This window comes from Suttonella ornithocola, from assembly GCF_001889065.1.
GTDB classification, from domain to species: Bacteria; Pseudomonadota; Gammaproteobacteria; order Cardiobacteriales; family Cardiobacteriaceae; genus Suttonella_A; species Suttonella_A ornithocola.
In genome coordinates, this window is sequence record NZ_LWHB01000143.1 from 1 (window position 1) to 5,846 (window position 5,846).

At 36.9% G+C, this 5,846-nt stretch carries 10 protein-coding genes; 1 reads left to right on the forward strand and 9 read right to left on the reverse strand.

Features of this window, described 5'->3' with window-relative positions; genetic code table 11:
* On the reverse strand, window positions 1–240 hold a 240-nt coding region (locus A5N85_RS10610; protein ID WP_211268166.1), incomplete at its 3' end, for a transposase.
* A gap of 372 nt (window positions 241–612) precedes the next feature.
* Between A5N85_RS10610 and A5N85_RS10615 the strand changes: the two genes are divergently transcribed.
* Complete coding sequence (locus A5N85_RS10615; RefSeq protein WP_072577203.1) at window positions 613–1,545, forward strand: ribonuclease D; 933 nt, start codon at window positions 613–615, stop codon at window positions 1,543–1,545.
* Window positions 1,546–1,771: 226 nt separating this feature from the next.
* On the opposite strand, the gene A5N85_RS10620 is transcribed toward A5N85_RS10615, so the two are convergent.
* The 8 genes from A5N85_RS10620 to A5N85_RS15735 form a co-directional block, all read right to left on the reverse strand.
* Window positions 1,772–2,032, reverse strand: coding sequence for a pyocin activator PrtN family protein (locus tag A5N85_RS10620; RefSeq protein ID WP_072577204.1), 261 nt, complete (start codon window positions 2,030–2,032; stop codon window positions 1,772–1,774).
* A 128-nt stretch (window positions 2,033–2,160) separates the two neighbouring features.
* Window positions 2,161–2,628 (reverse strand): TRM11 family methyltransferase, encoded by a 468-nt coding sequence (locus tag A5N85_RS10625; protein ID WP_072577205.1) that lies wholly within the window; start codon window positions 2,626–2,628, stop codon window positions 2,161–2,163.
* 7 nt (window positions 2,629–2,635) lie between these two features.
* Window positions 2,636–3,079, reverse strand: coding sequence for a single-stranded DNA-binding protein (locus A5N85_RS10630; RefSeq protein ID WP_072577206.1), 444 nt, complete (start codon window positions 3,077–3,079; stop codon window positions 2,636–2,638).
* 8 nt (window positions 3,080–3,087) lie between these two features.
* Window positions 3,088–3,324, reverse strand: a complete 237-nt coding sequence (locus A5N85_RS10635; protein WP_072577207.1) for a hypothetical protein — start codon at window positions 3,322–3,324, stop codon at window positions 3,088–3,090.
* Complete coding sequence (locus A5N85_RS10640; RefSeq protein WP_072577208.1) at window positions 3,314–3,934, reverse strand: lambda exonuclease family protein; 621 nt, start codon at window positions 3,932–3,934, stop codon at window positions 3,314–3,316. Before A5N85_RS10640 ends, A5N85_RS10635 begins: the two co-directional genes overlap by 11 nt.
* An 8-nt stretch (window positions 3,935–3,942) precedes the next feature.
* The gene (locus A5N85_RS10645) at window positions 3,943–4,740 is read right to left on the reverse strand and encodes a RecT family recombinase (RefSeq protein WP_072577209.1); all 798 of its coding nucleotides are present in this window, start codon (window positions 4,738–4,740) and stop codon (window positions 3,943–3,945) included.
* A 70-nt stretch (window positions 4,741–4,810) separates the two neighbouring features.
* Window positions 4,811–5,611: a DUF2303 family protein gene (locus A5N85_RS10650; protein ID WP_072577210.1), complete on the reverse strand. Its 801-nt coding sequence runs from the start codon at window positions 5,609–5,611 to the stop codon at window positions 4,811–4,813.
* 2 nt (window positions 5,612–5,613) lie between these two features.
* Window positions 5,614–5,846, reverse strand: a 233-nt coding sequence (locus A5N85_RS15735; protein WP_428843256.1) for a hypothetical protein, incomplete at its 5' end; no start/stop codon positions are given.

The following is a 5,846-nucleotide window of genomic DNA, read 5'->3' on the forward strand; positions in this document are numbered from 1 at the left end:
CCAAAGCAGATAAAAGCATAAAGTATCAATACAATCCATCCGCCATTCTTTGCGTATTTGCTTAATCCAAGCCCACATCTTTTCAATGATTGCTTGAATATCACAGCGTTTATGAAAAGCGGCATTGTCCATGACAATTACACTGTTTTTAGGTAACTCAGGTAACAGTGCTTCTCTCACCCAATGAGAGAAAATATCGCTGTTAATAGAACCATCATATAAGCGTAAGCCCCCAATCAAATATTGATGGTCAAGCCTTGCTTAAAGCTATCAAGCAGTATCCCAATGATTATCAATGGGAAAAAAGCGCTAGACGTTTTAATTGCTCGTAATCAACTATTTATTATGCGCTAAAGCGGCTAGGGATAACGCATAAAAAAAGACAAACTAACAAATATCTAAAAGCCGATATAAACAAAAGAGAGAATTTTCAGGAACAAATAGCTGATAAGATTGATCAAGAAAAACCGATAGAGACTTTTGCAAAATTCTGTTTTATACTAATTTTTGCTACTAGTAGGAAAATTAACACTATGATTTTAATATGTTTTCAAAATTTAAAAAATTAAAATTTCTCTATTTTATGTTTTTTTGCAATATTGATAATGTAAAATGAATGATATAAAAAGAATACATTTAAAAACAGGCTGTAAGAATAGAAAGGAGTTAATAAATTTCTGTCTTAATCAATCAGAGCAATATTTAGTAATAGGTTGGAGTTATATTTATAAAAAAGATAATAATATAAAAAATTATAGAGATTATTACTCAGCTATAAAAAAAGATAAACAGAAATCTAAATTAAGAATCAATCCTGTATTAAATGTTTTTAAAAATACAAGGGAAAATGATTTATTTTGGACAAGGGATCTTCAAGGAAAATATTGGATATGTCGAGCAAAAGGAAAAGCTATATCAATGTTTGATGAAAATCTAGATATTGGAGCAGCTGTTCCTGTAGAAGCTTATGATGTTGGTTTGGATGTGCCAGGACAAATCAAAGCAGCTTTTAATAGACCAAGAGGCGGGACTGTTCAAAGTATAAGTAAAAGATATCCTATTATCTTAGAATATTCCAAATATATCTTTAATAAGAAGTCTAATAAAAATATTTATCAATTTAAAATAATAGAAGAAAATCTTATAGAAAATTTACCAGATTATCAGTTAGAAGAGTTGGTAATCTCATATATTCAGTTAAATGAAAATTATTATTTATTATCAAATTCTATTGCTAATAAATCTACAACTATAAAAATAGAAGCAGAGTTTATTTCAAGGGATTTGAATGATATAAGAAAAGCTGTTGTTCAAGTAAAAGGAGGAAATAGTAGTATATTAAATGCAAGTAATTATATAGAATATATGGAAGATGGATACTATGTTTATTTGTATGCTTCTCAAGTTGTAGATATCGATAACTTAAGTAAATGTATTATAATTACTCAAAGAGATTTGTTTTTGTTTTATAAAAAATATAAACAATTATTACCTAAATCTATAACTGAATGGGAAAATATATTTATCCAAGAGGATAATAATTGATTTTTTTAAAAATTTAATTTAATAAATAAAACTCTAATATATATTTAATTTGAATACTTAGAAAAAATAAGTAATTAAAAATGATAGGTTAATGAGTGGAAATAGATAAAAGCCAATGGAAGTTTTGTGTAGCGCCGATGCTGGATTGGATAAAATAAAATCCTATCAAATTGTTATTTAATAGGATTGTTTAAGTTTATTTTTCTTGTGGTGCAAATATGGTGCATTACGAAAACGCGCTAAAATCATTTTCAGCTGCTTTTTGTTGCTTATCTATCCATGCCGCCAGAGCTGATAAATGCACATAATATGGCGCTTTTTTAGATTTATCGATTTTAAAAACTGGAAATGGTAAATCTTGTCTTGCCGCTCTGCCTTTTAATTCTCTTTCGGCAATATGCGGAAAATATTGTTGCGCTACTTCCGTTAATAATGGTGTTGGTGTTTGATATTTAATGAGTAGAGCTGTTGCAGTGTCTATTTTCATCGTCGTGCCTTTTTATAGCTATTATGTGGTTGTCTGCGCCCGAGCTGGAGTTAGGTTACTCGTCGCAGACTGCGGCGGTTGTTTCATGTGCGCATCACTCACCGCTTGACGCTTACAATTATTTCTCTCTATAAGTCTTTCAAAAATAACATCCAATGCGTTTTGCTCGCTTTACCAGATTTGTGGCCAACTATTGGTTGCTTTCCGATTGTTGATAAAATCTTACTTACGGGTATCTGTATTTCGTTCCATTTAAAACATAATGTTCCGTTCGGTTTTAGAACACGCATACATTCATCAAATCCATTTCTGATTTCAGTTTCCCAATTTTTTAAACGTCCGTATTTTTTAATCATCCAGCTTTTGTCTCCGACATGGATTAAATGTGGTGGATCAAAAACGACTAAATAAAATGTATCATCGTCGAATGGCAAGTTTGTATAATCAATAATTTTATCCGGCGTAATTTCTAAGTTTCGTCCATCGCATAAAGTATGTCGCTCGCATCTAATATCTCCAAACAATACATCATGATTAGTTTTATCAAAGTGCCACATCCTGCTACCACAACATGGGTCAAGTACTCTTTTGTTCATATAACGCTTAAAACGGTATCTCGTTCGGCTGTGGGTAACCTGCTTTTGCCGCTGCGTATGCGTTATTGTGCGGTGTTGGTTTTGGCGGTGGCGATGATGATTGTCTGTCTTGCTTACTGTCTAGCATTTGCATCTGTTCTACAACAATCTCTGTGCTGTATCGGTCTTGCCCAGTGTTGTCCTGCCATTTGCGCGTTTGTAGCTTACCTTCAATATAAAGCTTGCTGCCTTTTTTAACGTATTGCTGGATGATGCCGGCTAATGCTCGGTAAGCAACGCAGCGGTGCCATTCTGTTCGCTCTTTTTGCTCGCCTGTTTGTTTATCGTTCCAAGTTTCGCTAGTTGCAAGAGAAAAGTTTGCCACCATATCGCCATTTTGAAAGGTGCGGCACTCAGGGTCAGCACCTAAGTTACCAATAAGAATGACTTTATTTACACCTTTATTTGCCATTTTTCCTCCTATGCCATTTTGCTGATGGTATGTATCAACGCAGGACAAACTAAAATTTCTGGTCTCTTAAGAAAAGTTTTAAAATCTTTTTGTTCTTTTGTTTTAAGCGCTGTTGATTGACTACGCTTTTTGAGATAAGTCTTTAAAAAAGTATCTGCTAAACCAAAATAATCAACACAGGCTTTAATTAACATCGCGTCTGTAATAAAACGCAAAAAGAGCTTTCCGTATTTTTCAGTGTTCATTGTTCACCTCTTTTTTATAGGCTTCTAACTTCTTGCTAAAAGCACGGATATGTTTATCCATTGCTTCAATGAGTTTTTCATCACGCTTAATCGTCAAAATCATTAACGGCTGTGATGTGTATTCAGGGCAGTAGCTGATAAAATCCCATGTGTCATAACCGGTTATCCACATCGCACCTTGAACCTGTAACACATACTGCGTCGGCAGTTTTTGCTCTAAGCAGTTACGGATATGGTTTTCTAATCTCGGGCTTTTGATTTCAATTCCGCGCTGAATCTCTGGGATAATGCCGTCGGGTGAACACATCACGCTTCTTGTATCATCAAGAAAAATACCGCCGACTTCCGTTACATCGTATGCGGTTTCTAACTCATAATAAGCGCGTGCTTGTGGCTCTCTCTCAATTCCGCGCAACATATCATCTGTTTGCCGGATTTCTTTACGCTCTCCTGTTATATGTTCGGCAAGTAATTCATAAAGATAATCGTTTGATTGACTGCTAGCTTTGCCAGTGGCAGTAATAATTCGGTCAAATCTGCTTGCGGTCGGAATGGCAAGCCTTGCAGCGTACCATTCTTCAGTTCCTTGTGCGCAATCTAAGATATTCATAGATTACCTTACACTGGGATTTCGTCGTTATCAGCAACGGTTTCTGTAACAGCGGCTTGAGCTTGTTGTTTTTGTATTGCTCGATGAAGTTGCGCAATGACTTTATCAGCATCTTGTGTGCTTAATGCTTCGATGCTGTGGACAGCATAAGCACTGGCAATTTTTTCTAATGGCTTTTGAGCTTGTTTAGCGAGAGCGATGATTGCTTCGATTTGTTCGGCATTCGCTAATACGGATTGAGCTGGTTTTGGTTGTTGCACCATCACGCTGTCTGCTCTTTCGGCTTCGTCTGGATCAATGATGCCGCTAAAACCAAAAGCGTAACGTGCCGCTTGGATAGTCGCTTTATGGCGCAACATTCTATTTGGCCATCTTCCCCAAGGGGTAATGTTATTATTTCTATCATGAGTAGGACCTTGACATTCCGCCATGTATTCGGTCATCTCAGTGGGATGTTCGCGGTCTTTGCGATAGATGCGACAGGTTACGGAGATAAGTTTGCCGTTAGCATCTACTTGGTCGCGGTATTCCATGCCGTTGAATTGCGGGTGGCTGTTGATGATTTTTAGCCAACCGTCTATAGATACAATTGGCTGTATTCCACCACGGTTAGGAAACGCATAAATCTCTTTAGTAATGGGGTTAAGATTATATTGTGCAGCAATCGCTAAAAAGGCGCTGATTTCAGCGGGTTTAGCATTGTTTGGGATAAGACTATTGGCTAACACCACAGCACATTCTTCCACATTATCCATGCCGCTAATTGCGGCGACTTTGGTCATTAATTCTGGTGATACGGGTAACATGATTACTCCTCCTTTAAACAGCACCATGCTGCTTTTGGTTGGGGGCATTAAAAATGCCCCGTTTATCTACTTACTTAAGAAATTGCCCAACGTAAGAGGGAACATCGTTGATATTGCTGTTGAGTTTTTCTTTAAAAGTTTGTGCGAGAGCCTCTTTAATGACTTCATAACCAATGACTCTTAAGCGAATAACCGGTTTTTGTGCAGCAATAACGCTAAGTTTGATGACAAACTCAATGCTGCCTAACTCTGCATATGGCTCGCAGTTGAAGCGGATGATGGCAGGTTGTTTGCCTTTCATCTTCGCTTCAATTTGTTCACTGCGAGAAAGTTTTTTATGACTTTCGTTATCTTCAAACTCACTTTTGACACTAGCTGATGTTTCAATCCGTCGGATAGCAGCGGTAGCTTGTGAGAGTGTCATGCTTTCTCCGGCATCATCTTCAATGCTGATGTAGTCGCGCCAATCTTCTAACCATTCGCATAGCTTCTGCTGTTCAAATCGTTCGTCATTGGCATTTTCTATAGCTTTACCTGCTTGAGTCATTTCTAGTGCTAATAATGCTTGATGGTCGCCATGTTGTGGCTTGTTGCTATTACCCAAATCAATAATGAGTTTGGCGGTCATCCCAGACTTATCAATAAATAAAGCACTATCATCACTCTTATTGTCATTTGCATACTGTATAAAGTCCTGCAAACTATCAGTTCTTAATGTGCCACGAAATCTTGACGGAGCATCAAAATAGGCTTCTAACGAATGGATTTTAAACCCCTCTGGTAAGGCTACTGCGCGTTGAGTATCTTTCAATACTTGTGCGCCAATATTGCATCCCTGAGTATATTCGATTGCGTCTTTTTCTAAATTCATGATTAAGCTTCCTGTTTCATTTCTTTTCCAACCCAGTCAATTTGATTGTCCGGGAACACAGATAATTCACCGCCAGCGCAGACATACATAGGTGTTTCTGTCGTGTCTTCTTCGATGACTTTTCCTTTGCTGGTGGGGATATCAGATTTAAGTTTGTGCATTACAGCAACTTGACTACTTGTCCCAATCTGCTTAAAAGTCAGTTCAAGACAGACTTTGGCTTGCTTGCCGTGTT